The organism is Streptomyces sp. SID5469 (genome assembly GCF_009862865.1).
Taxonomy (GTDB): Bacteria; Actinomycetota; Actinomycetes; order Streptomycetales; family Streptomycetaceae; genus Streptomyces; species Streptomyces avermitilis.
The window spans coordinates 69,682-92,855 of the sequence record NZ_WWIN01000001.1 but is presented as its reverse complement, the minus strand read 5'-3'; the positions used below and the strand labels follow the sequence as shown (position 1 = coordinate 92,855).

At 70.4% G+C, this 23,174-nt stretch carries 18 protein-coding genes and 6 pseudogenes; 12 read left to right on the top strand and 12 right to left on the bottom strand.

Annotation, left to right across the window (positions count from 1 at the left end):
- Nucleotides 1-114: 114 nt before the first annotated feature.
- Nucleotides 115-333 carry an FBP domain-containing protein gene (locus GTY58_RS39995; protein WP_010981519.1) on the bottom strand — a complete coding sequence of 73 codons (219 nt, stop codon included), beginning with the start codon at nucleotides 331-333 and terminating at the stop codon, nucleotides 115-117.
- Nucleotides 334-538: 205 nt separating this feature from the next.
- Here GTY58_RS39995 and GTY58_RS00430 point away from each other — a divergent pair, with 205 nt between their 5' ends.
- The 6 genes and pseudogenes from GTY58_RS00430 to GTY58_RS00405 form a co-directional block, all read left to right on the top strand.
- On the top strand, nucleotides 539-1,120 hold the full coding sequence (locus GTY58_RS00430; RefSeq protein WP_010981518.1) for a TetR/AcrR family transcriptional regulator: 582 nt from the start codon (nucleotides 539-541) through the stop codon (nucleotides 1,118-1,120).
- 543 nt (nucleotides 1,121-1,663) lie between these two features.
- Complete coding sequence (locus GTY58_RS00425) at nucleotides 1,664-2,434, top strand: polysaccharide deacetylase family protein (protein ID WP_010981517.1); 771 nt, start codon at nucleotides 1,664-1,666, stop codon at nucleotides 2,432-2,434.
- A gap of 242 nt (nucleotides 2,435-2,676) precedes the next feature.
- Nucleotides 2,677-3,003, top strand: a pseudogene (locus GTY58_RS00420) (putative RNA methyltransferase); the annotation flags it as partial.
- 221 nt (nucleotides 3,004-3,224) lie between these two features.
- A complete protein-coding gene (locus GTY58_RS00415) occupies nucleotides 3,225-4,163 on the top strand; it encodes a MerR family transcriptional regulator (protein WP_037652249.1) in 939 nt (312 codons plus the stop codon).
- A gap of 85 nt (nucleotides 4,164-4,248) precedes the next feature.
- Nucleotides 4,249-5,140 (top strand): annotated as a pseudogene (locus GTY58_RS00410) (IS982 family transposase).
- 26 nt (nucleotides 5,141-5,166) lie between these two features.
- Nucleotides 5,167-5,688 (top strand): annotated as a pseudogene (locus GTY58_RS00405) (methyltransferase type 11); the annotation flags it as partial.
- An 87-nt stretch (nucleotides 5,689-5,775) separates the two neighbouring features.
- Here GTY58_RS00405 and GTY58_RS00400 read toward each other — a convergent pair.
- The 3 genes from GTY58_RS00400 to GTY58_RS00390 all read right to left on the bottom strand — a co-directional run bounded on the left by GTY58_RS00400 (nucleotide 5,776) and on the right by GTY58_RS00390 (nucleotide 9,728).
- A complete protein-coding gene (locus GTY58_RS00400; RefSeq protein WP_010981512.1) occupies nucleotides 5,776-6,783 on the bottom strand; it encodes an avermitilol synthase in 1,008 nt (335 codons plus the stop codon).
- A gap of 641 nt (nucleotides 6,784-7,424) precedes the next feature.
- Nucleotides 7,425-7,814, bottom strand: a complete 390-nt coding sequence (locus GTY58_RS00395) for a RidA family protein (RefSeq protein WP_010981511.1) — start codon at nucleotides 7,812-7,814, stop codon at nucleotides 7,425-7,427.
- A gap of 441 nt (nucleotides 7,815-8,255) precedes the next feature.
- Nucleotides 8,256-9,728: a DUF2079 domain-containing protein gene (locus tag GTY58_RS00390; protein WP_107082910.1), complete on the bottom strand. Its 1,473-nt coding sequence runs from the start codon at nucleotides 9,726-9,728 to the stop codon at nucleotides 8,256-8,258.
- A gap of 173 nt (nucleotides 9,729-9,901) precedes the next feature.
- Between GTY58_RS00390 and GTY58_RS00385 the strand changes: the two genes are divergently transcribed.
- Both GTY58_RS00385 and GTY58_RS00380 read left to right on the top strand, forming a co-directional pair.
- On the top strand, nucleotides 9,902-10,648 hold the full coding sequence (locus GTY58_RS00385; RefSeq protein WP_010981509.1) for a response regulator transcription factor: 747 nt from the start codon (nucleotides 9,902-9,904) through the stop codon (nucleotides 10,646-10,648).
- Nucleotides 10,641-12,296, top strand: coding sequence for a HAMP domain-containing sensor histidine kinase (locus GTY58_RS00380; protein ID WP_010981508.1), 1,656 nt, complete (start codon nucleotides 10,641-10,643; stop codon nucleotides 12,294-12,296). Before GTY58_RS00385 ends, GTY58_RS00380 begins: the two co-directional genes overlap by 8 nt.
- Nucleotides 12,297-12,448: 152 nt before the next feature.
- Here the strand turns inward: GTY58_RS00380 and GTY58_RS00375 are convergent.
- From GTY58_RS00375 to GTY58_RS00355, 5 genes and pseudogenes are all read right to left on the bottom strand, one after another.
- A pseudogene (locus GTY58_RS00375) lies at nucleotides 12,449-12,655 on the bottom strand (transposase); the annotation flags it as partial.
- A 350-nt stretch (nucleotides 12,656-13,005) separates the two neighbouring features.
- On the bottom strand, nucleotides 13,006-13,431 hold the full coding sequence (locus GTY58_RS00370; protein ID WP_010981507.1) for an SRPBCC family protein: 426 nt from the start codon (nucleotides 13,429-13,431) through the stop codon (nucleotides 13,006-13,008).
- Nucleotides 13,432-13,883: 452 nt separating this feature from the next.
- A complete protein-coding gene (locus GTY58_RS39990; RefSeq protein ID WP_010981505.1) occupies nucleotides 13,884-14,123 on the bottom strand; it encodes a hypothetical protein in 240 nt (79 codons plus the stop codon).
- Between the two features lie 302 nt (nucleotides 14,124-14,425).
- Nucleotides 14,426-15,892 carry a hypothetical protein gene (locus GTY58_RS00360; RefSeq protein WP_037651981.1) on the bottom strand — a complete coding sequence of 489 codons (1,467 nt, stop codon included), beginning with the start codon at nucleotides 15,890-15,892 and terminating at the stop codon, nucleotides 14,426-14,428.
- A 287-nt stretch (nucleotides 15,893-16,179) separates the two neighbouring features.
- The gene (locus tag GTY58_RS00355; RefSeq protein WP_037651980.1) at nucleotides 16,180-17,172 is read right to left on the bottom strand and encodes a helix-turn-helix domain-containing protein; all 993 of its coding nucleotides are present in this window, start codon (nucleotides 17,170-17,172) and stop codon (nucleotides 16,180-16,182) included.
- A 598-nt stretch (nucleotides 17,173-17,770) separates the two neighbouring features.
- On the opposite strand from GTY58_RS00355, the pseudogene GTY58_RS00350 reads away from it, so the two are divergent.
- Nucleotides 17,771-18,298: pseudogene (locus tag GTY58_RS00350) on the top strand (transposase); the annotation flags it as partial.
- 37 nt (nucleotides 18,299-18,335) lie between these two features.
- On the opposite strand, the gene GTY58_RS00345 reads toward GTY58_RS00350, so the two are convergent.
- Nucleotides 18,336-18,758 (bottom strand): DUF6003 family protein, encoded by a 423-nt coding sequence (locus GTY58_RS00345; RefSeq protein WP_010981501.1) that lies wholly within the window; start codon nucleotides 18,756-18,758, stop codon nucleotides 18,336-18,338.
- Between the two features lie 697 nt (nucleotides 18,759-19,455).
- Between GTY58_RS00345 and GTY58_RS00340 the strand changes: the two are divergent.
- A pseudogene (locus GTY58_RS00340) lies at nucleotides 19,456-19,854 on the top strand (transposase); the annotation flags it as partial.
- A 100-nt stretch (nucleotides 19,855-19,954) separates the two neighbouring features.
- On the opposite strand, the gene GTY58_RS00335 reads toward GTY58_RS00340, so the two are convergent.
- Both GTY58_RS00335 and GTY58_RS00330 read right to left on the bottom strand, forming a co-directional pair.
- Nucleotides 19,955-20,176, bottom strand: a complete 222-nt coding sequence (locus GTY58_RS00335; RefSeq protein WP_010981499.1) for a helix-turn-helix transcriptional regulator — start codon at nucleotides 20,174-20,176, stop codon at nucleotides 19,955-19,957.
- The gene (locus GTY58_RS00330; protein ID WP_010981498.1) at nucleotides 20,176-20,667 is read right to left on the bottom strand and encodes a DUF2975 domain-containing protein; all 492 of its coding nucleotides are present in this window, start codon (nucleotides 20,665-20,667) and stop codon (nucleotides 20,176-20,178) included. Before GTY58_RS00330 ends, GTY58_RS00335 begins: the two co-directional genes overlap by 1 nt.
- 274 nt (nucleotides 20,668-20,941) lie before the next feature.
- Between GTY58_RS00330 and GTY58_RS00325 the strand changes: the two genes are divergently transcribed.
- Both GTY58_RS00325 and GTY58_RS00320 read left to right on the top strand, forming a co-directional pair.
- Nucleotides 20,942-22,138, top strand: a complete 1,197-nt coding sequence (locus GTY58_RS00325; RefSeq protein ID WP_107117923.1) for an RNA-guided endonuclease TnpB family protein — start codon at nucleotides 20,942-20,944, stop codon at nucleotides 22,136-22,138.
- Between the two features lie 88 nt (nucleotides 22,139-22,226).
- Nucleotides 22,227-22,754 (top strand): hypothetical protein, encoded by a 528-nt coding sequence (locus GTY58_RS00320; protein WP_202497280.1) that lies wholly within the window; start codon nucleotides 22,227-22,229, stop codon nucleotides 22,752-22,754.
- The last annotated feature ends 420 nt before the right edge of the window (nucleotides 22,755-23,174 follow it).

The window sequence follows — 23,174 nt, the reverse complement described above, 5'->3', positions numbered from 1 at the left end:
GTCACCTGGGCGATGACGCGGCGAGGTCCGCCACGGCCGGCTGGACCTTCTCCTCCAGGGTGAGGGACTCGTGCGCAGGCGTGCGCCGGTGCCCGCGTCCTCCTTCCCGCGTGCCTACAGGAGCAGGCAGGCCAGATCGATGCCCATGCAGATGCCGGCCGAGCTGCCCTGCTGCCCGGCCTTCCCGGACCTCGCCGCGGCCGTCAGGCAGACGCCCCCGGTGCCGGTGGCCACGCACACCGAGCACCTGCTGCGGCACATCTGCCCGGCGCCGGCGCCGCCGCCGGAGGAGCACAGCCGGACACCGGCCGGGCGGCCGTCCGGCTCGGTCACAGGCAGGCCCGGTCAAAGGCAGGCCCGGTCAAAGGCCAGGCCCGGGGATCTCACCTGCCCAGGAAGTCCAGACCGCCGAGGCACTGCCCGGCCGGTCACGGGGGACGGCCAGACGCCTGGCCCCATCCCTTGGCGCAGACCTAATTCGATTAGGCAAGTGCATAATCGTCGATGCCAGAGATGGGAAGCAATTCGGAGGATGAGCATGGCAGGGACCGGACGGGTAGGACTGACCACGGAGCGCCTGGTCCGGGCAGGAGCAGAACTCGCCGACGAGATCGGCTTCGAGCAGGCGACCCCCGCGGAACTCGCCCGGCGGTTCGGCGTCAAGACCGCGAGCCTGTACTCGCACGTGAAGAACGCCCACGACCTCAAGACCAAGATCGCCCTGCTCGCCCTGGAGGAACTCGCCGACCAGGTCTCCACCGCGGTGGCAGGACGGGCCGGCAAAGACGCCCTGACCGCCTTCGCGAACGCCTACCGCGACTACGCCCTCATCCACCCGGGACGCTTCGCCGCAGCCCAGTTCCGGCTCGACCCGCAGACGGCGGCCGCCAGCGCCGGCGTCCGGCACGCCCAGATGACGCGGGCGATCCTGCGCGGCTACCACCTGGCCGAACCGCACCAGACACACGCGGTGCGGCTGCTGGGCAGTGTCTTCAGCGGCTACGTCGGCCTGGAGAGCGCCGGCGGCTTCAGCCACAGCGCCCCCGACTCCAAGGAGAGCTGGACCGAGATCCTCAACGCACTCGACGCCCTGCTGCGCAGCTGGCCCACCGCCTCCTGACCCACCCGAGGAATCCGATGACCTGCGCGAAGCGGTGTGAACTACCGCCTGGCGCAGGCGAGTCGGACGGACCGCACCCGACCGCAGACCGCGCGCCTGGTCCCGCGTCCGCCACCGCAGATCCACCCCGCGAACCGGCCCGCAACCCGTGCGAACACCGACTCCAACTCCCAGTCCCACCAACCGGCTTCGGCCACTTTGCCATGCCCGGAACAACGAAGCCGGCCAGCTCAGGCAACGATTTCCGACTGGAGCAGCGAGCCGTCGACGCTGAAGGTCTGGTCGATGTTGCCGGTGGAGCCCACCGGCCAGGTGAAACACGCGGCGGGGGCCGCGAGTTGATGGCGTACGCGTCCGTCCGGACAGGCACCGCCGGCCCGATACCGCTGGTCAACGAACTCACCGGCTCCCGACGCGGACGCTCACGCGTCTCGAAACCCCTGCGGAATTGTCCGTGATCAGCAACAGAGGGATCTCGCGGGGCCGTTTCTCCGTCCTGACGGGTGCACGGAATCCACCACGACGACAAGGAACAGGGCTGACATGGCGCGGCATGGCGGGCGGGGATGGTACGGCCGGGTACTTGCGGCGGCGGTCGGGGTGACGGCGCTGGCAGCCGCTACCTCGGTATGGACCGCACAGGCCGGTCCCGTCGACGGGCAGCACTCCGCGCGCCCCGCCGCACCGGGTTCCGGCACCGGCCGGGCGCCGGTGTCGGCGGACATCGCCCACGCCTCGGACCACGGCGCCCAAGGCGTCAACATCACCATCGACGACGGACCGGACCCCATCTGGACACCGCAGGTGCTGCAAGTGCTGCGGGAGAACGGCGTGAAGGCCACCTTCTGCATGGTGGGCACACAGGCCCAGGCTCACCCGGACCTGGTCAAGGCGGTGGTGGCGGCCGGGCACCGGCTGTGTGACCACACGGTCTCGCACGACACCACCATGGACACCAAGTCCCACTCGTACCAGTCACGACAGATCCTGGACGCCGAACGCATGATCACCAAAGCCTCCGGAGGCGTCCGGCCGCTGTACTACAGGGCCCCGGGCGGTGCCTTCACCCCCTACAGCCGGCACCTCGCGGCCTCCCGGGGGATGCGGCCGCTGGGCTGGAACGCCGACTCCAAGGACTTCGAGCGCCCCGGCGCCGACGCCATCAGCGCCACCGTCAAGAACGAGATACCCCACGGCCCGACCATTCTCTTCCACGACGCCGGCGGGGACCGCTCCCAGACCGTGGCCGCCCTGCGCGAGCTCCTGCCGTGGCTGAAGCAGCAGGGATATTCCTTCGGCTTCCCAGTGCGCTGAAATCGTAGAATCGCGGTGTGACGTTCACGAGCACCCCGCACTACTGCTTCCTCTGACCGGGAGGCCGAGGGCGATGCCGGACGGCGTCGCCCTCCTTGGTGTGCCTGCTGCGTGAACTTACGTTCCCGGAGCTGCCCGTTACCGAGGCGGCCGGATGCCGGGCCCGTTCCCCCTTGGGACGGCGTTTTTCTGAACACGTGCAGGCACAGACCTCTCCCTTTCACCGTTGCCAGGAGTGCCTTGTGCCCGTGTCGCTGTCCCCTGCCCTCGAACCGTTCCTCGACCTCCTGCGCTGCCCAACGTGCCGCACCGGTCTCCACCTCGGCCACGGCGCACTGCGCTGCCCGGCCGGCCACACCTTCGATATCGCCCGCCACGGCTACGTCAGCCTTCTGACGGGCACCCGCGCCACCAGCGGCGACGATGCGGCCATGGCCCGGGCCCGGGACCGGTTCCTGTCCACCGGCAGCTACGGGCCCATCCGCCAAGCCGTGGCCCGCCTGGCGGCCGACGCGATGCCCGAGCAGGGCACGGTCCTGGACGTGGGGTGCGGCACGGGCTACTACCTAGATGATTGAGTCCAAGGGCTCGTAGTCGTAGGCCGCCAGCGAGTGGCGTCGCATGTCGCTGCCATCGCCCGCCCAGCACGTGCAAGGCGTGCCCGTTTCATTTTGGCGGTCAGCGGAGAGCACGCGACGCATGCTTCAGCGACTCGGTGGACGTCTGGGTCGGGGCCCGGCTGGGGAATGGCCTTGAGTCTCCACTGACTGGAGACAGCAGAGTGGGGGACATGGACGTTACGACCCTCTACTCGATCGGGGAGCTTTCCCGGCGGACCGGCTTGTCTGTGAGGACCATCCGGTTCTACTCCGATTCGGGGGTGGTAGCGCCGACCACCCGTAGTCCCGCCGGTTACCGGCTCTACGACCTCGACGCACTGCTCCGTCTGGAACTCCTGCGCACACTGCGCGAGCTGGGCATGGACCTGCCCACGATTCAACGGGTACTGGACCGTGAGCTCTCGGTGGCGGAAGTCGCCGCGGCGCACGCCGACGCCATGGACGTCCAGATCCGGACGCTGCAACTGCGTCGGAGCGTTCTGCGAGTCGTGGCCAGCCGCGGGTCCAGTCCCGAGGAGACCAAGCTCATGCACAGGCTCACGCAGTTGTCCGGCGAGGAACGCCGCCGTCTGATCGACGATTTCATGGATGGCACCTTCGGCACAGTGGATGCCGACCCAGCCGCGGTGGCCATGGTTCGCGCTGCCACTCCCGACCTCCCCGATGATCCGACCGGCGAGCAGGTCACCGCGTGGGTGGAGCTCGCCGAGCTGGTCGGCGACGAGGATTTCCGTGCCCGGATGCGCCGGACGGCCGTACGTCAGGCGGCCGGGCGCCCGCTCGACATCGAATGCGATGCCGGCGAGGAACTGATGGAGTTCACCCGTCAGAAGGTGGCCGAGGCCATGGAGGCGGGCATCGACCCGCTCAACGACAGGGGCGCACCCGTCATCGACGACCTCGTGCACCGCTTCGCCGAGGTGCTCGCGCGCACCCCTGACACGGAATTCCGGGACTGGATGGCCCAGCAGTTCGAAGAGACGCACGATCCCCGGGTAGACCGATACTGGCAGCTGGTATGGATCGTCAACGGCTGGCACGTAGTACCGAACCTGATCCCGGTGTACCCCTGGCTCATCCAGGCCCTGCGAAATAGCCGTGACGCATAGTCACCGCAGTGGGCACGCCCCGGATCCCTGAATGAGTCCAGAGGATCACCTGCGGACATGAGGCGAGGGCGTCCAACGTCGATGTGTGACTAACAACCTGGACACCCTCGCAACGGCACTCTATGCCCGGATTGACGACGAGTTGAAGGCTTCACCGTGGCTGGCGCCGTGGCGGCCTGCCATCGGAATCACGCCCACACTCAGTGACGCCGAGCTGATCACGCTCGCGGTCATGTCGGCGCTGCTCGGATACACCTCTGAGCGGCGCTGGCTTCGCCGCGTCGGGCGGGACTTCGGCCACCTGTTTCCCTACGTGCCCCAGCAGTCCGGCTACAACAAGCGGCTGCGCGCCGCGTTCTCACTGCTCACCAGCATGATCCGGATCGTGGCCCGCGATACCTCACTGTGGAGCGACGATGTGTGGCTGGTCGACTCCACACCGGTCGGCTGCGGTTGCTCCCGTGAGACTGGCAGGCTGGGCCCAGTACGGCTACTGCGCATCACACTCGCGATACTTCTGGGGGCTGCGTCTGCACCTGGTGTGCACACTCGGCGGACTGCCGGTCCTGTTCGCACTCACCGGGGCGGACGAGCGCGAAACACTGCGCGACATGCTCGATACCGCGCCAGACGTCCTCGCCGCTCACCCCGGGCAGACGATCATCGGGGACAAGAACTACTTCGGCCGCGAGTTCGAGCGCGGCCTTGCCGAGCGTCACCTGAAGTTGCTGCGGCCAGCCCGCAAGGGGGAAGCCGAGCTGACCGGGTCACACCTGTTCAAACCGCTGCGGCAGGTCATCGAGTCGATCAATCAGACCTTCAAGGGGCAGCTCAACCTGGAACGACACGGCGGCAAGAGCCCTGCAGGAGTGTCAGCCCGGGTCTTGTGCCGGATCCTCGCACTCACAGCGGCGATCTGGCACAACGACCAAACTGGACAGCCCATCAAACGATCACTCACAGCCTACGGTCACTGACCGCAACAACACCCCTTGGACTCATTCATCTAGCCGGCGTCCTCGACCAGTTGCCCGGCGCCCGTGGTCTGGGCCTGGACACCTCGGTGCGCGCGCTGCGCTCCACCGCCCGAGCCCATGAGCGAGCCGCAGCGGTGACCTGGGTCCGTCCCTTCCCGCTGGCCGACCAGCTGGCCGACGTCGTGCTGGACGTGTTCGCCCCCCGCAACCCATCCGAGTTCCACCGGGTGCTGCGCCCGACCGGCCGGCTGGTCGTGGTGCGCCCTACCGGACGGCACCTGGCCGAACTGCGCGGCCAGGTCCCCGCGCTGGTCACGATCGACCCGGCCAAGGAACAGCGCCTGTTCACGGCTCTGACCCCCTTCTTCGAGACCTCCCGTACCGAACAGGTCGAGTACGCCACGTTCTTGACCAGGACGCAGGCCCTCGACCTGGTGGGGATGACGCCCAGCGCACGCCACCTGAACCGTGCAGACCTGGCCGGAAACGGCCTCCTGCCCGACCAGGTCACCGTCTCCGTGCTGGCCACCGCATACCGGCCCCGGTGACCCTGAGCGGGCGCACCCGCCTGCCGACCGGCGGACAGTGGGCGCCCCGGGTGACCACGACGGCCGGCGGGCGGCCCGGAGAGCACTTCACGTGGGCAGGACCTCGTCGAAGTACCCGGGGCCGGTGCTGGGCAGGACGTGTGGCGCGCCGGTGTAGCGCCGTGTCTGGGTCTGCCAGGCGTGGTATCCGCTCATCCAGGCCTCCATGACACCCAGGTAGGTGTCGACGTGGGCCCGCTCCACGGCGCTCAGCCCGAGCTGGGCGCACAGGGCGGGTACCTCCCGGGCCAGCTGCTCGAACCGGATGACACGCCGGGCGACTTCCCCGCGGGCCGCGGTGACGGCTTCGTCGCGGGTGCAGCGCCGGGCGTGTTCGATGACGAGGACGAGGTTGTCCATGTCACCGCGTGCTTCCTCCTTTTCGAGGGAGTACACGTCGTTGCACATCAAGGTGACGTCGATGGCCGCTTCCCGCATGATCCGCAGCTGCGGGCTGTGGAACGCGGCCGCCGGGACGGTGATCCCGGCGGCTCTCTCGCCCAGGGAGAGAGGCAGATCGGTGCCGGCGATGCCCCGGCGGACCTGAAGGTAGGACTCCATGTCGCCGGGGGTGCCGCGGAGCCGGTTGATCGCCTCGTGGGCCTGGGCGGCGAAGTAGTACTCCCACTCGTGCGCGGTACGCGCCACCCAGCCCGGGTGGGCGCCGTCGGTGCTGCGGGCCCACACGTCGGCGAACGCCGCCGAGCACGCGTCCGCTCCAGGCCCTGGGCCGGCGCCGTGAACGATGCCGGTCAGCCGCCGGCAGACGCGGGCAGCCCGGGCCGGATCCCGGCCGAGAGGGCCGTCGAACTGGTCGTCGAAGACGAAGAAGAACGCCATCGCATCCGCGCACAGGTCCAACGCGGCGCCCCGGGCGTGGGGGAAGCCGCAGGCGGCCAGACGCGGCATGTCCCAGGAGGTGTACCAGGCGAGGGACGGTCCGTCGCCGACCAAACCCAGACGGCGCACCCAGCCGAGGTTGTGCCGGCGTGTGGCCTCGAGGCCGGGGCTGATCCCCGCGGGCGCGGGGAGGCCGAAGTCGATGTCCTGGGGCATGGGACCTCCCGGCGTCGTGGGCCGCGACGGCGCGTGCCGGCGCCCTGCGAGGGGGTGAGGCCGACCCGCCCGGCGGCGCCCTCGCCCCTCACCGCACAGAGCACTCCCATCCCTTGTTCTTCGCAAGGGATCCCGGCCTTCAGTCCGGGCGGCAATTGCGGCCTTCTCGGCCCGGTGGCGCCCAGCGCCCAAGATCTCCGCGCCTGAGGGGTGACGGTCAGGCCGCCCGGCCGGCTGCGTCTGCCCGCGCGCCGCCGCCGGACTCCGTACAACGCCAGGACAGGAGCGGACGGTTGCCGGTGCCCGGCCGGCCTGATGAAGCCCGGTGGATCCTGCTCAGAAGCTGGTGAATTCCCTTCCCCGGCCGGACGTCTGCTCTTTGGGCCGGGAGAACGCGGCTGCGCGGCGGGGCAGTGAGGGTCCGGGCGGTGAGGCTGAGGGCCTGGCGGCAGCCGGCCGCCGTCCGTTCGAACCGCGCGTTCACAAAGCGAGCCCGCCCCCGTCCATCGGTGATCCTGCTGAGATTCTTCGCGTGATGCCGCTCGCCGCAATCCCTGAGCTGCGGTGATGCCCGGGCCGCGGCGGGTTCACTCGAAGGTCATGAGCAACCCGTCCCACCGCCCGGCCACAGGCTTGCCGAGTCACCAGGGGATGATGGCGAGGGCTTCTACCTCCAGCATGAGCTCCGGCCGGTACAGGGCGGCGACCTGTACTGCGGTACTGGCAGGCGGACGCGCGGTGTCGATGTGCGCGTCGCGGACGGCCCGTACCTCCGGCAGTATGGCGACGTCGGTGACGTAGAAGGTGAACTTGGCGATCTCGGCGAACGTTGCGCCGCCTGCCGCGAGGCAGCGCCGCAGGTTCTCGAAGACCTGACGGGCCTGGGCGGCGGCGTCGCCTTTCCCGACCACATTTCCCTTTTCGTCCAGTGCGACCTGCCCGGAGATGACGACCAGTCGGCCTTCGCCCACAACCACATGGCTGTAGCCGTTCCCCGGGGCGACCCCGTCTGGCGGAATGTGGGTGAGCATGGTCTCTTCTGACTCGTCTGTCTCATCTGGCACAGGTGAACTCCTCGGACGACAGGTGACGAGGCCACGGTATACGGCACCAACTCTGTCCATCCCGGCGTGTGTTGGGCCGTGGGAGCCCAGCACACGCCGCGTCTCAGCTACGTACAGTCGGTGAACGGCCCGGCAAGAGGTGATCTTCGAGCGAAGCCCGGGCACCGCCGCAGCCCCGGGGTGGGGACTGTGGCCGGAGAACGCGTCATGAGCCCAGCGGGCTGCCGGGCTGCTCCGCGATCGTCCTCACCGCCGGCGCCCCCGGCACCTTCCCGGCGGACGCCACCGGACGGCCCTCGGCCTCGGCGTCCAACGGCTCGCCCAGGTACGGGAACAGGGGCGGGCGCAGGCGTAGGACAGGCGTAGGAGGCGCCACGAGCTCCACGGCGTCGCCGGCCTGCGGCTCTGTCAGGGCCGCCGCTGCAGGAGAACGTAGCCGTCCTGGTCCGCGACGGTCCGGTAGCGGCCGTTGTTCCGGACCTCGGACAGCAGCCTGCGGTCGTCGTCGGGTGCAATCGGCCAGCCCTGCGGCTGCGCGCTGTCGTCGATGATCCACTCCGCGTCGGGACGGCTGCCCCCCAGGCCGAACACGCTGACCCGGGCGCGGTTGGTGAGCTGCGGGACCAGCCGGTTGGAGGCGGCGACGGTGGCGCCGTCCGGGATGCGGTCCATCAGCCGCCGGGCGGACGCGAGCCGGGAGTCGGTGTGCCAGGTGGCGGGCTGCGTCAGCTGCCACAGCGGGAACTGGGGCAGCAGGAGCACCGTGACGGCCGCGCTCGCCGCCAGCGCGTACCGCACCGGTCCGGGCCGGGTCAGCGCGTCGACGAAGGCGGCGAACAGCACCGGCATCAGGACCGCGCTGTAGTGGTAGCCGGTTCCCCAGTAGGCCTGGTTGTCCGACGCGAAGCGCCACAGGAGCGTCGGCAGGGCCGCCCACAGGAGCGGGGAGCGCACGGCCAGGAACCCGGTCACGGACAGCAGGGCCAGCACCGTCTGCGCCTTGGTGTCCGGGGTGACCAGTCCCACCGTGTAGTGGAGGAGCAACTCGCCGGCGCCCGGGGTGGCGGACCCCGCGCCGGGCACGCTGGAGCTGTACGCGAACGTGCCGCCGGGGTTGAACGCCGGTATCACGACCAGCATCTCCAGGAAGGACCCGAGCACTCCGGCCAGGACCAGGGCACCCCCCCTCCTGCGGTCGTCGCGCTCGCCGGTGCGCGCGATCAGCAGACCCACGACCGCGACGGTCAGCCCGAGATCCTCCTTCACCAGCAGCAGCGGAAGCGCCCACAGGGCCGCGGCACGCGCCCGGCCACGGCCCACCGCCGTCAGGGACAACGCCAGCAACGGCACCGCGAAGCACACCTCGTGGAAGTCGAACCCGACCGCCTGTGCGACCCCCCAGGAGGCGCCGTAGCCGAGACCGACCACCAGCGCCGCCCGCCGGCCGCGTACCTCCTCGGCCCACCTGGCCAGGGGTATCACCGCCACCGCGAACAACGCGGCCTGCGCCACCAGCAGGGTCACCGGCGCCGGCCAGACCCGGTACAGCGGTGCCAGCAGGGCCAGCACGGGCGAGAAGTGGTCGCCGAGCAGCGGGAACCCCGGTCCCTTGAGCTCGGCCACCGGCAGGTGCCCGTGCGCGTAGGACCGTACCGCCTGCTCGAAGATCCCCAGGTCGTAGCCGGTGGTCAGCATCCGCTGGTGCAGCCGCACGGACAGCGCCGCATACGTCACGAAGCACACCAGGGCGAGCGACAGCGCGGTCGCCCAGCCGGCGCCCCGCGCTGGCCGGGCCGTTCCGGCGACGGGCCCGGCCGCGTCGTCGCGGGACGGGCGGGACGGGCGGGACGGGGAGAGGAGCGCGGTCAGGCGGGTCGGCATGTCGGGGCCTTTCGTCCGGCGGATCACCGGTGCGGCGCTCGCCGCGCGGTGGGCCGGCGCGCCAAGCACCCTTCCGGGGCCCGGACACCGTGCCGGAGAGCCGCTGACCGGGCCCTGACCGAACCTGACGAAGCGGTCAGGGAGCCGCCGGAAGCCTGTGCCAGGCTGGCGGGGTGAGGATTCTGGTGGTGGAGGACGAGCGCGAACTGGCGCAGACGCTGCGCCTCGGGCTGACGGCCGAGGGCTATCGCGTGGACGTGGCCCATGACGGCCGCGAGGGCCTGTGGAAGGCCCGCACGGGTGACTACGCGGTCGTCGTGCTCGACCTGATGCTGCCGCTGCTCAACGGCTACCGGGTCTGCGCCCAGCTGCGCCGCGAGGGCATCACCACCCCCGTGCTGGTGCTCACCGCGAAGGACGGCGACTGGGACCAGGCCGAGGCCCTCGACACCGGCGCCGACGACTACGTCACCAAGCCGTTCACCTACCTGGTCCTGGTCGCACGGCTGCGCGCGCTCATGCGCCGGGCGCGGGGAGCGGCCTCCCCGCTGCTGGCGGTGGGCGACCTGGTCCTGGACGTGGCGGCCAGAACCTGCCTCAGGTCGGGCGTCGCCGTACCGCTCACGCCCCGGGAGTTCGCAGTCGCCGAGGTGCTCGCGCGGCGGCCGGGCGAAGCGGTCACGAAGTCGGAGATCCTGCACCACGCCTGGCCGGACGAGGCCGAGGACCTCAACCTGGTCGAAGTCCGGGTCAGCGCCCTGCGCCGGAAGATCGACACGGCCTTCGGACGGCAGTCCCTCCTGACGGTGCGCGGGGTGGGCTACCGGTTGGTCGACGACCGCGGGGAGACGGAGGAAGACGCCGTTCAGGAGCCCCCGGCCGGGCGGTGGGACGGTGCCGGACGGAACTCCGGTGACTGACGTCCCGAACGGCCGGGATCCGAACGGCCGGGATCCGAACGGGCGCCGCGCCCTGGTACCCGCGTCCCCGCCCGGCATGCTCCGCCGGCTTCAGCGCGCCCGCCTACTCCCACGCTCGGTACGGGTTCTTCGCTCGCTGCGGGTTCTCCCCCGCTCGGTGCGGGCGCGTTCCGCGCTCGCCGCCGCCTTCGCCGCGGCCGTGCTCTTCACCTCCGGGGCCCTGCTGATGCGGCATCAGCTGTACGACGAGCGGCTGCGGGCCACTTCGTCGGTGGCCCAGCAGCAGGTCACCACCCTTCTCAGCGCCACCGCCAACTCATCCATCAGCGGCCCCTGGGGAGCACCGTACGAAATCGTCGCCGGCGACGGCATGCTCCTGGCGTCCAGTCCCGAGCTGGAGCCGTACGAGAAGGACGGCCACGCGTTCCTCACGGGCCCGGGCCGGGGCGGGAGCCTGCCCCTGTACACCAGACGCCGGTTCACGTTCCCCGCCGTGGCCGAGCCGGCGGCCCGCTCGCTGTCCGGACAGACCCTGACCACCGTCGAGGGGACGGTGCCCGCCTCCTACCTGCCCGGCGAGACGCAGGGGCGCGGAGTGGCCGCCGGCGCCCGGGTCCGGGTGTACGTCCTGATCGTCCCGGACGATGCCGAGCGGGCGGTCGGCGAACTCGACCGGGAACTCGTCGTGGCCGTTCCCCTCGCGACCGCGCTGGTGGCCGGGGTGGCCTGGCTGGCCACGCGGCGGGCGCTGCGGCCGGTCGAGGCGATCAGGGCGCGCACCGCCTCGGTGACCGCGGCGGACCCCCGCGAACGGGTGGAGGTACCCGACACCGCCGACGAGGTGGCGGAACTGGCGCTGACCATCAACGCCACCCTCCAGCGGTTGGAGGAGGCGGCCACGGCACAGCGCCGGTTCGTGGCGGACGCCGCGCACGAACTGCGCAGCCCGCTCGCCACCCTGCTCGCGGGGCTGGAGGTGGCCACCGCCTACCCCGACCGGGCCGACTGGCCCGCCGTGGTGTCCGCGGCCGGCCGGCAGGCGCGGCGGCTGAGCGGTCTGACGGAGGAACTGCTCCTGCTGGCCCGGCTGGACGCGGGCGCCCCGCCGGCCCCCGCCGAACGGGTCGACGTGGCGGCACTGGCGGGCCGGCTCTCGGAGGAGTACGCGGAGCGCGCCGGGGGTTCCCCGAAGGTGGATCTCCTCGTCGCCGCGCCGGATGCCGCGACGACGGTGTTCGCGGCACCCGGTGACCTCGAACGGATCCTCCGGAACCTGCTCGACAACGCCCTGCGCCACGCCGTCGGCCGCGTGCTGCTGACTGTGGCCCGGGACTCGGCCGCACCCGGGTCGGTGCTGTGCACCGTCCGCGACGACGGGGCCGGCGTCGCGGAAGCCGACAGCGAACGGATATTTGAGCGGTTCACCCGCCTGGACGAGTCCCGCACCCGTACGGACGGCGGCACCGGCCTCGGTCTCGCCATAGCCCGCGACCTGGCGGCCCGGCACGGCGGCCTGCTCGTGCTGGCGGTGCAGCCGAAGGGTTCGGGGGCGTGCTTCGTCCTCCGCCTGCCCGCGGGAGACCCGATGTCGATACGGCCCCGCCCCTTCAAGGGTCGGGGGCGGTCCGCCAGGTCGCAGCGACTTTGAAGGAGCGCGCCGCGTGACCGCTGCCGTCCCGGCCCGGGGATCCCCGGGCCCCTTGAGCGACGGATTCAGGCCTGCCCGCGCCTTGGAGGGCCGTGGCGGCACCGAACCGGGCAGACGGGCCGGGAGGACGATGACCCATCCGTTCAAGACCAGTTGAGAGCGTCGTACATCGCGCCGTGCCCGCGCCGATGCGCGGCCGTCAGCGTCAGGTCCACCAGCGCGGTCACCGGCCCGTCCGCACACAGCAACGCGTCCGTCAGCTCGAACAGTGTGTCCCCGCGCACGGGCAGGCAGTCGAAGAAGTCGTCCCAAATGCGTGATGCCACCGCGAACGCTTCCCGCCGGGCACCGTGGTGCAGCGCAGCCTGTTCTCGTTCACTGCTTTGGGAACGGCGGATGATCCTGCCGTGGCGGTGTTGGCGTGCTCTCCCGAGTGCTGGATCCACTTCACCGGCAGTGGGCTGCCGGTGAAGTTCCAGGACGGGCAGGGAGGGGCGGGTGCCGTGCTCTCTCGGCGCGGTGGTGGCTCGGTCGTTACTGAGCTTGTTCTTATGATCTGACCTCGAACGATGCCTGGGCCCCCTCAGATCCCGGAATGTCGTCCACCGCCCGGCCCTGACGGGAAGAGGCCATCCGCAAGAAGGCTGCGGATGGCCTCTCCCGACATGGCCCTGAAGGCCGTCACGTGGGGGACACGTATGCCGGGAGGTCAGCCGGCGGCTGCCGTCTCGGCGAGCTTCTGGAACTCGCCGAGGTCGTAATTCGCCAGCGTGGAGTCCAAATTGGTGAGCGCCCCGATGTGCTCGACGAAACCCTTCGGGTCGTACTCGATCTGCAGGGTCACACGGCTCGACGTGTCGCTGAGCCGGTGGAAGGTGACAACGCCCGCATGGTGAACGCCCTCCGTGGTCTGCCAGGCGATGCGGTCCCCGGGGATCACCTCGGTCAGCTCGGCGACGAAGTTCTTGTCGGCTCCCGGCAGCGACAGCTGCCAGGCGAAGCGCCGCTCGTCCAGTGGCTCCACCAGGCGCACGTGACTCAGGAAGGACGGCCACCGGCTCACGTCGCTCCACAGTGCCCACGTGACGGCGACGGGGGCTTCGATATCGACGGTCTCCACCAGTGATGCGGACACACGGCACCTCATTTCATGGTCGGCTCGACGCCGGATCTGACGAGTTGGTGGAGCCCGCTTACCCGCAGGCACTGGCCTCACACGAACACGTCCACACGCCGCCCCCGCCCGTGACCCGCAACGCTTCGCCCGCCGTACGCAGGCCGCTCGGCTCAATGGGGCATGAACCGGTCCGGCTCCCGTGACGCCTTCCGAAGCCCCGACGCCCAGGAGGTGCCGTCCGGCGGGGTGGACATCCCCGTCAGGACCGAGACCTGGACGTCCTCGAACACACGTTTTGGAGCCGCACCGGGCCGCACCGGGCCGCACCGGGCCGGCCTCGGCCCCGGCGCGCTCCGCAAGGGCCGGCACCGCGGCGGTGATCCTTCGGAGAGCGTTCTGGCGGATCTCGCCGGGGTGTGCGCTGAGCGGCGGTATTGATTCGTTCGCGGGGTGTGATCCAACCCGGGAGGTCAAGGCCGATCGGCGATGCGGTGCGCCAACCAGGCAAGGGCGGGCGGCATCCGGTACTCGACGGCGTGGTGGCCACCCTCGAACAGCTCGAAATGCACGATGTCGTCGGCCACTCCAGCTTCCGTAAGGGCATCGCGGAAGGCCAGTGCGCCCAGGTCGAGGAACCACTCGTCGCGGGTGCCCGCGTCGATCCAGATGCCGCGCTGGGAGCGGAGGGCGTCGGCGTGCGTGGTGGCCATCCGTACCGGGTCCCAGGCCAGCCAGCGCTGCCACTCGTTCTCGCGCAGGGCCCCGGTGCGCGGGTCGAAGGGAAGGGTGGGGGAGCCGTCGTGGCCCGGGGAGAAGCAGGCGGAGACGCCGAGGATCTCCAGGAGGTTCAGGTCCTGACCAACCGCGGTGCAGGCGCCGCGTCATACCTGCACTGGACGAGGACGGCCAGGACGGTGCTGGCATGACCGAGGGCCCGCCACCGGCGCCGCCCTTGCTGCCGGCCACGCGGTTCAACGGCGCCAGGTCCTGATGGGCGATGATGCCGCGGGTGTCAGGCGCCGGGCGGGCGAAGCCCGGCCACCGCCCATTTCGCCCGCGTGGACAGCCGGCTGAGCGCCTTCGCCGACTCCTTGCCGACCGTGTCCAGCAGGAGCCTGCCGTGCCCCATCGTCGCACGCGCGAGTTCCGCGTCACCCGCCTCGGCCGCGGCGAGCGTCAGCTCCAGATGCTGCTCCGTGATCAGCCGGCCGAGCCCCCGGCGGTGCCACTGGCAATCCGCCCCGCCCGGCGTGGTGCCCCCGGCGCCGACCGCCGCCCGTGCCCGCTCCAGCGCCCGCCCCGCTGCCACGAGGTCACCCCTGCGGCGCTCCAGACGGGCCAGGACGTACGCCTCCGAGGCCCGGTCCCATGCAGTGTCCTGAAGCGAGAGGAGGTTGAACTGGGCGCGGGCCGCCTGCGCGTAGTCGCCGATGCGCTCCAGCGCGCGGCTCAGCTCCCGCAGCCGGTCCGCGTCCGGCCCCGTGTCGTCCAGCATGCGGATGAGCGCGACCCGGGCGCGCTCGATGCGACCCTGCCGGCGGGCCAGCTCGATCCAGGTGAACTCGCTCTCCGCAGCCACATCCCGCCCGTACCGCTTCGCCTCCTCGGCGCGGGCCCACTCCACGGCTTCGGCGCTGTCGGTGACCTGCCCCCCGGTGGCCGACCGCAGCAGCGAAACGTCCCCCTCCCGCCCGTGCAACGCCACCAGCACCGCAGCCAGCCGCCGCTCCTCGAACCGCTCGGTCCGCGCGGCACTCTCGTGCTCCAGCAGCAAACGCAGCAGCGGCAGGTCGCCGTCACGGCGGTCGTACTGCGCCGCCCGCAGCACCCCCGCCCGCAGCACCGGATCCCCAGCCGCCTCCTCCCGCGCGCCCAGACCGCCGCGGCGCATCCGCTCCAGCACCTCCCGTCCCGGGCCAAGGACAACGTCGCGCAGGGGCTGGCGGAAGGACTCCTCCAGCCGGTACGCGCAGAGCTCACGGGAGTTGAGCAGGACGTGGTCCGGCTCGGTGCGCCCGGCAGCCGACTGCGACATGGCAAGGAGTTCGGCCAGCGGCCGGTCCGGCAGACCCAGACCGCTGATCAACGCCGCTCGCTGCGCGTCCAGTTCGGGGGCGAACTCCTCGCGCGCTGCGTGGTCCGCCGCACGTACTTCGGCGAGCAGGTCCTCCTCGTCCAGCTCCGCGGAGATGTTCTCGCACCACCAGGGCAGCCGGACGAGGATCTCGAGCGCCTCGCCGACGCTGTCGGCGAGCAGCACGGCGTCGCCCTCGGAGGACGCGTGGAGCACGGCCGTTGCCCCGCACAGGAAGTACGTGCCGCCGGTGTCGTCGCCGGCGATCGGCTCCAGCGGCGCACCGGACGCCAGGTGCACGGCCTCGACGTGGTACGCCCGGCTCACATCGAAGCCGAAGGGGAACGCGGCCAGTTCGGCCAGATCGGGGCGGGTGCGCAGGAGTTCCAGAACACGGTCGGTCATACCGCCGGACCCTAACGGGGCTCCAGCACGAACATCCGGCGCGGACTGGCATGTTGAGGTGGCCGCGGATGCGCCCCAGCCGTGCGACAGGAACCGCGGACAGACCCTCGGCGTGGAGGACCTTCGGCGCGCAAGACGTTGGGCCCGCTGCGGCCGGCGGGCTGGCACCGACACCCTGGCGTGGCCGTACCGGCGGGGCGTCGTGCCCCGCCGCCGGCCGGCGACGGGCCCCTCTGGTGCCTCCCTTCCTAGGGGGAGGGCGGAACCACCCGAGGCGGAAGCGGGCTTCAGCCAGTGTGCCCGGCGCGGCCTTGCGACGGCGGTCCTCCGCAGTGCCGACGGTACTCGCCCGGGGGCATTCCGTAACGTGCCTTGAAAGCCCGGCTGAACGCGGCAGCATCACAGAAACCGGCACGGACCGCGATCGCGGCGACGCTGTGCCCGGCCAGACGGGGGTCGGCGAGACCGGCCCGGCAGCGCTCCAGCCGCTGCTCGCGGATGAACGCGCCGACCGTCCTGCCGTCCTCCCGGAACAGGTACTGCAAAGCGCGCAGCGAGATGTGGTGGGCCGCGGCGACGGCCGTGGGGGTGAGCCCCGGCTCACCGAGCCGGGACCGGATGAACGACTTGATCTGGTGCAGTTGTGCCACCCGCCGTGCCGCTGTGGTCTGCGGTCCGTCAGCACCGCTCAGCCCTGCCAGGAACGCGGTGGTCAGATCGACCACGGCAGACGCCACCCGGCCGGTCTGACCGGCCTCCAGCTTCGGCCCCTGCTCGACGAGCCCACCGAGCAACTGGCTCAGCAGGGCACCGATGCCCGTCCTGGACGGCAGCGCAGTGGCCACCATCCGGCGCAGCGCCTGCTCCGGAACGGGCACCGTGCGCCGGGGCAGATGCAGCACGATGGACTGGGCCACGTCGTCGGTGGCGATCGATGCCCAGTACGGCTGGGAGGAGTCGTAGAGCACCAGGTCACCCGGTCGCGGATTCACCTGGTTGCGGCCCTGCTCCCGCTGCATGGCCCCTTTGACGACCAGGGCCAGTACCCACAGTTCGGGGTCGGAACGCCGGATGAGGCGCCGCGAACGTATCGACTGCATGGCAGGGAACGCAACGCTGGAGACACCGATCCCCTCACCCAGCGACAACAGCGTCGCCGAAGCGGAGAAGTCCTGGACGTGCTCGGTGACGATGTCGTGCGGTGCCATGTCGCGGGCCACCAGCTCGCAGAACCAGCTGAACCGCTCGGCTGCCGGCACATCCCGGCTACAAAGCGTCATCACCCTGTGGTCCCACCCGTCTTGGCAGCCACCCGCAGATACACAGCGAGGCACAGCTTCCGCCCCACCTGCATGGTCGTGCACCGTAAATGGCCTGGGGAAGCACGTTATGCGACAAGGACAGCCGCGCCGGGCCCGACGGCCGCTGCGTCCGACGCCTCCGCCCGCCATCGAAGCGCTCGCCCCCCGCGCCTGCCGAGTCCGGTGACGGACAGCCGCCGTATGCCGTGCGCGGAATGCCAACAGTTCCTGCGCCGCCCGTCAATGACCTGCGGAGTCCCGGGCGGTGAGGATAAGGCCCGTACCACGCCGGCGGGAGCGTGGTACGGGCCGCCGGGCGGAGCCCGGGGATGCCGGGGGGGGGAAGCCCTCGGGCTCCGCCCGGCCGGGGGCTGCCGACGAAACGCGCCGCTGCGGGTGACGGAAAATCCGTCTGAACACTCACCGCAGCTGAGACGCGCCAGTACGCCGCCGACCACGACCGGCTCACCAACTTCCAAAGGCATGACGGCCGCACACAAGACACAGGGGCGGGCCGGCAGACGTCACCCTCACCTTCACCGGCACCCCGGAGGATGCCCCGGCCTTCAGGCCGGGGAAGAAGAAGCGTGAGGCGGCCTTGCCGACGCTGAACTACACCGGCGCGGGTTCCGGCTGAAGGACGGTCGCCTGTACCTGGCGGGCGGGATCGTGCTGAGGGTGGTGTGGTCGCGCACCCTGCCGGCCGAACCCTCCTCGGCGCGCGTGTACCGGGACAGCGTCGGACACTGGTTACTGCTCGTTCGTGGTCCCCACTGAGGTGCGGCCGCTGCCAAAGACCAGCCGGGTGCTCGGCGTGGACTGGGGCGTGAAGGAGACCGCGACCACCACCTCCAACGCCCACGACCTGCCGCACGCCCAGCACGGCCGCAAGGCGCAGGCTGGGCTGACCCGTTACGACCGGATGAGGGCCCGCCGCCGGCCGAAGAAGGGGCAGGCCGCCTCGAAGGGCTACCGCGAGGCGAAGAAGTGGCGGGCGAAAACCTACGCGAAGATCGCCCGACAGCGGCAGGACACCGGCCGCAAGTGGGCGAAGAAGGTCGTGACCGACCACGACGCCATCGCCGTCGAGGACTTCAGGCCGAAATGCGGAGCCTGCCAGTGCTGGCGGCCCCGCACCGTCTTCACCCGGAGGAGGCGGCCACGGCCGCCGGTTCCTCACCCGTCAGTTCCACGATGCGCGCCAGGGGAATTCCGGCCGCAAGGGCCCGCCTGAGCAGGGTGTCGCGGCCGTCCGTGCAGTCGCGGTAGGCCAGGAGCTCCTCCTCGAGGCGGGCGACGGCCTCAGGGGCGTTGTGGTGACGCAAGCGGCTCAGTTCCGCCTCGCTCAGCGGAACCGGCAGCCGTTCCGCCTGCTCCGGAATCGCCGCGGTCTGTTCCGGCGGCAGTATCCGCAGCGCCGGGGACGTCGTCGTGACACCCTGCGCGTCGAGCCACGCCCGCACGGCAGGGGTGTCCATGCATGACAGCTCACCGGCCACGCTCGGCGGCACGCCGAGCGGCACGGCCGGGTCGTCCAGCAGGAAGAGATAGGCGTCGTCGGTCATCGTCGGCGTCTCCGGGGGAGGGGGCAGGTCGCATTTCCCCTACCCCTTCGCGCCGAGATCACCGCCAGGCGACCGCCGCAACGTTGCCGACACCCTGCCGCACGACGCCCCGGCCCCAGTGGGCACAAATGGCCTTGCAGGCGATCCCGCCTGCCTTGCGGAGATACAAGCCCGCCCCCACCGGGTGTACCCGAGGCCGAATCGCAGGTATTCCCGGCCGTCTCCAGCCTCGTATCCGCGGATTCTCAGGCGGATACGCGGTGGGCGTTGTGGTCAGCTGGTCCGCGCCTCGGCCACGGCTGCCCTCACTGCCTTTGCGCTCCAGGGGCGCTGCGGCGCGAGCTGCGGTTGCCCGATCTGCGCGTTTGTCCTGTGCCCCTGAACGGCATGGCAGGACAGTCAGTCGAGCCACTGCCTCCAGCGGGCATGGGGCGGATCGCAGCGGCCTGAGTCAACGGCCTGTTGGTAGGCGCGATCGGCGAGTTCATTGTCCGACCACACTCGGCCGTTCACGTCAGGGAGATGGTGCCCGTTGCCGTCGGTGACTTTGGAGATGGCGACGACGCAGTCGGGGCGCACGGTGTGTGCTGCATACCAACTAAGGGGCGCAGTGACCAGGGCAACGACTGTGCAGGCGATGACGAGCAGCTGCCCCGGACTGCCAGCTCTGTGCGAGATCACCGGCGCATCGTACTGAGTGCGAAGTGCCGACTTCATCGCGCACGAAGACCTCAAGATCCGCACCATGAGCAAGGCCCCCGCGCCGTAGTCCGACCCCGGCCGGGCGGGCGCCTTCCTGCCCAACGGGGCCGCCGCCAAAGCCGGGCTCAACAGGTCGGTCAACGATGCCGGTTGGGGGGTGTTCCTGACGATCCTGCACGCCAAGGCTGAAAGCGCCGGACGGGAAGTGATCGCCGTTAACCCCCGCAACACCTCCCGAGAGTGCCCCGAATGCGGGCACACCGCCAAGGGGAACCGGCCCGCACAGGAGAAGTTCCACTGCGTCGCCTGCGGCCACACCGCGCACGCTGACACGGTGGGTGCTCTCAACGTCTTACGGGCCGGGCTGGTCCGTCGCGACGCCAACCCGGCATAGCGAGTAGCCCCGTCCTTCAGGGAGGGGAGGAGTCACGCGGTTTACGTGCCGTGTCACGGGCCGGTGGTGCCAGGCGTTTTCACGCCCGCCCTGGGGCACGTCATCCGCCTGCGGCGTCCTCGGCCTCCCAGCGCAGCAGGTCGCCCGGCTGGCACTTGAGCACCTCGCAGAGCGCGGCGAGCGTCGCGAAGCGCACCGCCTTGGCGCGGCCGTTCTTGAGTACCGCCAGGTTGGCGGGCGTGATCCCTACGCGGTCCGCGAGCTCGCCTACGGACATTTTCCGCCTGGCCAGCATCACGTCGATGTCGACGGCGATCGGCATCAGATCACCTCGTCCAACTCGGCCTGCATGTGCGCCGCTTGGACATCGCGCGCGACGGCCTGGGCGAGCAGCATCCGCAGCACGAGCACGATGAGCGCGACCCCCAGGATGGCCAAGCCAATCCCGCCCATGATGACGGTGACGCCCGGGTCGTCCCGCTGGCCCGGCGCATTGATGACCGTGACCGCGAACCACACGAGGGCAGCCGCCACGATCGCGCCGATCACGCCGTCCACGTACCGGAAGGCGGCGTGGGAGAACACGGTTCCGCGTCGCACCATCGCCACCAGCCGCCACACGCAGACCAGGGCGACCTGGACCGACACCATGCCCAGGATCGTGATCACGCGCAGCGGGGTCAGCGGGAGCGATCCGTCCTCCGGGTCGCTCCCGCTGACCAATGCCCACACCATCCCTGCCTGTACGAACAGGGTGCCGGTGAGCACCACCACGAGCACGGCGCGCAGCGCACGCACTGTCAGCTTTCCCACGGCCCATCATCCTTCCATCGAGTTGCGATGGGAATCTATCGAAATTCGATAGGCTGAGCAAGGGCTGGGGCGGAGGGTGGGCGGCGGTTTCGCACTGTGGCGGGACGCCGCCGCCTCTCATCGGATTCCTTTCGTGGATACCCCCGCTTCAGCCGGGGGAGGAAACGAAACTCCTGCGCAGCAGGGCAACGGGCTGGGATTCGCCGCCAGGGCGGATCCCAGTGCTCTGACCCGCAGGTTTGATCACCACATGTGGCCCCGTTAGCGTGTGGGCGTGACCCCGGGCCAGGTGAAGCGGGCGTTCAAGTACCGCTTCTGTCCAACCGATGCGCAGGCAGCGGAGCTGTCGCGCACGTTCGGATGCGTGCGGAAGGTCTACAACCTGGCGCTCGCCGCCCGTACCGAGGCGTGGGCGCGGCAGGAGCGGGTCAGCTACAGCCAGACCTCCGCGATGCTGACCGCGTGGAAGAAGACCGAGGAACTGGCGTTCCTCAGCGAGGTGTCGTCGGTTCCGTTGCAGCAGACACTGCGGCACCTGCAGAGCGCGTTCATCCACTTCTTCGCCAAGCGCGCCAAGTACCCGCGCTTCAAGTCCCGGAAGAAGTCGCGGAGGTCCGCCGAGTACACGGCCAGTGCGTTTTGCTACCGGGACGGGAAGCTGACGCTGGCGAAGATGTCCGGCCCGTTGGACATCGTGTGGTCGCGGCCTCTGCCTGAGGCGGCGATGCCCTCTACGGTGACTGTGTCGCAGGACAGCGCGGGCCGATGGTTCGTTTCCCTGCTGTGCGAGGACCCGTCCGTGAGGCCGCTTCCTGCGACCGATACGGCGGTCGGTATCGACGTGGGTCTGGACCACCTGCTGACTCTGTCCACCGGCGAGAAGATCACCAACCCCCGGCACGAGCTCCGGGACCGCGCCCGCCTGGCCAGGGCACAGCGCAGCCTTGCCCGCAAGGCCAGGGGTGACGGAGCCAACCGCAGGAAGGCCCGGATCAAGGTCGCCAGGATCCACGCCCGGATCACGGACCGGCGCAGGGACGGCCTGCACAAGCTGACCACTCGACTCGTGCGTGACAACCAAACGCTCGTGATCGAGGACCTGAGCGTGCGCAACATGGTCAAAAACCGGAAACTCGCCCGCGCCATCAGCGACGCGGCATGGAGCGAGTTCCGGAGCATGCTGGAGTACAAGGCCCAGTGGTACGGACGTGGGGTGATCGCCGTGGACCGGTGGTTCCCCTCGTCCAAGTTGTGCTCCCACTGCGGCACCCTGCAGGACACGATGCCGCTGAACGTGCGCAGGTGGACGTGTGGCTGCGGCACCACGCATGATCGCGACGTGAACGCGGCGAAGAACCTTCTGGCCGCCGGACTGGCGGTGACAGTCTGTGGAGCTGGTGTCAGACCTCAACGGAGAACTCCGGGCGGGCAGTCGGCGACGAAGCAGAAACCCTCACAGCGCGAGCCGTGAGAATCCCCCTCCTTCAGGAGGGGGAGAAGTCAAGACGAGCCCCGCTTCCTTCCGTGACCAGGCAAATTGGTCCGACGGCTACTACGAGTTGGCCATCGAGGTGGGATCCACTGATGACGCCCGACTGCAGGCAGTCCTGAGCGCCCTGTGGTCCGCAGCAAACGTGCAGGGTTGCTTTGGGCAGTCGGACCGTGAGCCTGAGGAACAGGATGCCGTTCCGTGCACGGTCGCCTCTCTGGCCGAGTTCGGCCACCTTTACGGTCGTGTCCGCCTGCCGACGGGCCAACTGGTCGTGTGCGGTTGCGTGGCGGTCCGCGGAGGCGACGAAAGCAGCGACTGGCTGGACTTGTACGTCCCTGTGGGAGCGCTGGATCACGCGGGTGTCGCGTACTGGGACGGCCGGCCGTTCTTCAGATCCGCTGCCACGGACGACTGGCTTGCCGCGGTCGGGGCCGAGGCTTTCAGAAGCGCGTCCTTCAGTCTGGGCGTCATCGGCTTCGAGGCCTCCGGCTGCACCAGCGCATCGACGATGGCAGGCAGGCTGCCGGAGGAGCGGGACATCGGGTACCTGCTGCCCCGGGGTGAGGTCTTGCACTACGGCGCCGCCAACACCTGAGCCCTGCCGGTCTGGGGGGTGCTCGTAGCGGCGGTGCCCGTTCAGCCACGCCACGGTCCGCTCGGCAATCGCGTGGGCAGGCGACCCGGCGGCCATCCGATAAGTCCGCCCGGGCCCGGGCGGACTACTCGGCGATGCGGAGGACGATCTGGATCTGCCCGAGCACCGACCTGGACGCCGCGCCCGCCGACACGGAATGCGACAACAGACCGCGCACCGCGGCCGGCACTCCCCTTGACCCGGCGCTCTCCGTTGAACCAGCGCAACTGAAGACGGCTGCAGTCAGCCATGCTTCCCTTCCCTTCGCTTCGGCCATTTCCGTGAGGTATTTGACGAGCGAAAGGGTCATCCGAACGGGCCCATATTCTCATGGGGGCTGAAGTGACCAGAAAGTATTGTTCGTTATGGCTCGCACCTGAG

Bases quoted from the DNA above. Each gene is read 5' to 3' on its own strand.
- GTY58_RS00390 (WP_107082910.1), bottom strand. From the start codon at position 9,728: ATGCCGACCCGCCTGACCGCGCTCCTCTCCCCGTCCCGCCCGTCCCGC.
- GTY58_RS00335 (WP_010981499.1), bottom strand. From the start codon at position 20,176: ATGCCGATCGCCGTCGACATCGACGTGATGCTGGCCAGGCGGAAAATG.
- GTY58_RS00355 (WP_037651980.1), bottom strand. From the start codon at position 17,172: ATGACGCTTTGTAGCCGGGATGTGCCGGCAGCCGAGCGGTTCAGCTGG.
- GTY58_RS00345 (WP_010981501.1), bottom strand. From the start codon at position 18,758: ATGACCGACGACGCCTATCTCTTCCTGCTGGACGACCCGGCCGTGCCG.
- GTY58_RS39990 (WP_010981505.1), bottom strand. From the start codon at position 14,123: ATGGCCACCACGCACGCCGACGCCCTCCGCTCCCAGCGCGGCATCTGG.
- GTY58_RS00430 (WP_010981518.1), top strand. From the start codon at position 539: ATGGCAGGGACCGGACGGGTAGGACTGACCACGGAGCGCCTGGTCCGG.
- GTY58_RS00360 (WP_037651981.1), bottom strand. From the start codon at position 15,892: ATGACCGACCGTGTTCTGGAACTCCTGCGCACCCGCCCCGATCTGGCC.
- GTY58_RS00395 (WP_010981511.1), bottom strand. From the start codon at position 7,814: ATGCTCACCCACATTCCGCCAGACGGGGTCGCCCCGGGGAACGGCTAC.
- GTY58_RS00400 (WP_010981512.1), bottom strand. From the start codon at position 6,783: ATGCCCCAGGACATCGACTTCGGCCTCCCCGCGCCCGCGGGGATCAGC.
- GTY58_RS00425 (WP_010981517.1), top strand. From the start codon at position 1,664: ATGGCGCGGCATGGCGGGCGGGGATGGTACGGCCGGGTACTTGCGGCG.
- GTY58_RS00415 (WP_037652249.1), top strand. From the start codon at position 3,225: ATGGACGTTACGACCCTCTACTCGATCGGGGAGCTTTCCCGGCGGACC.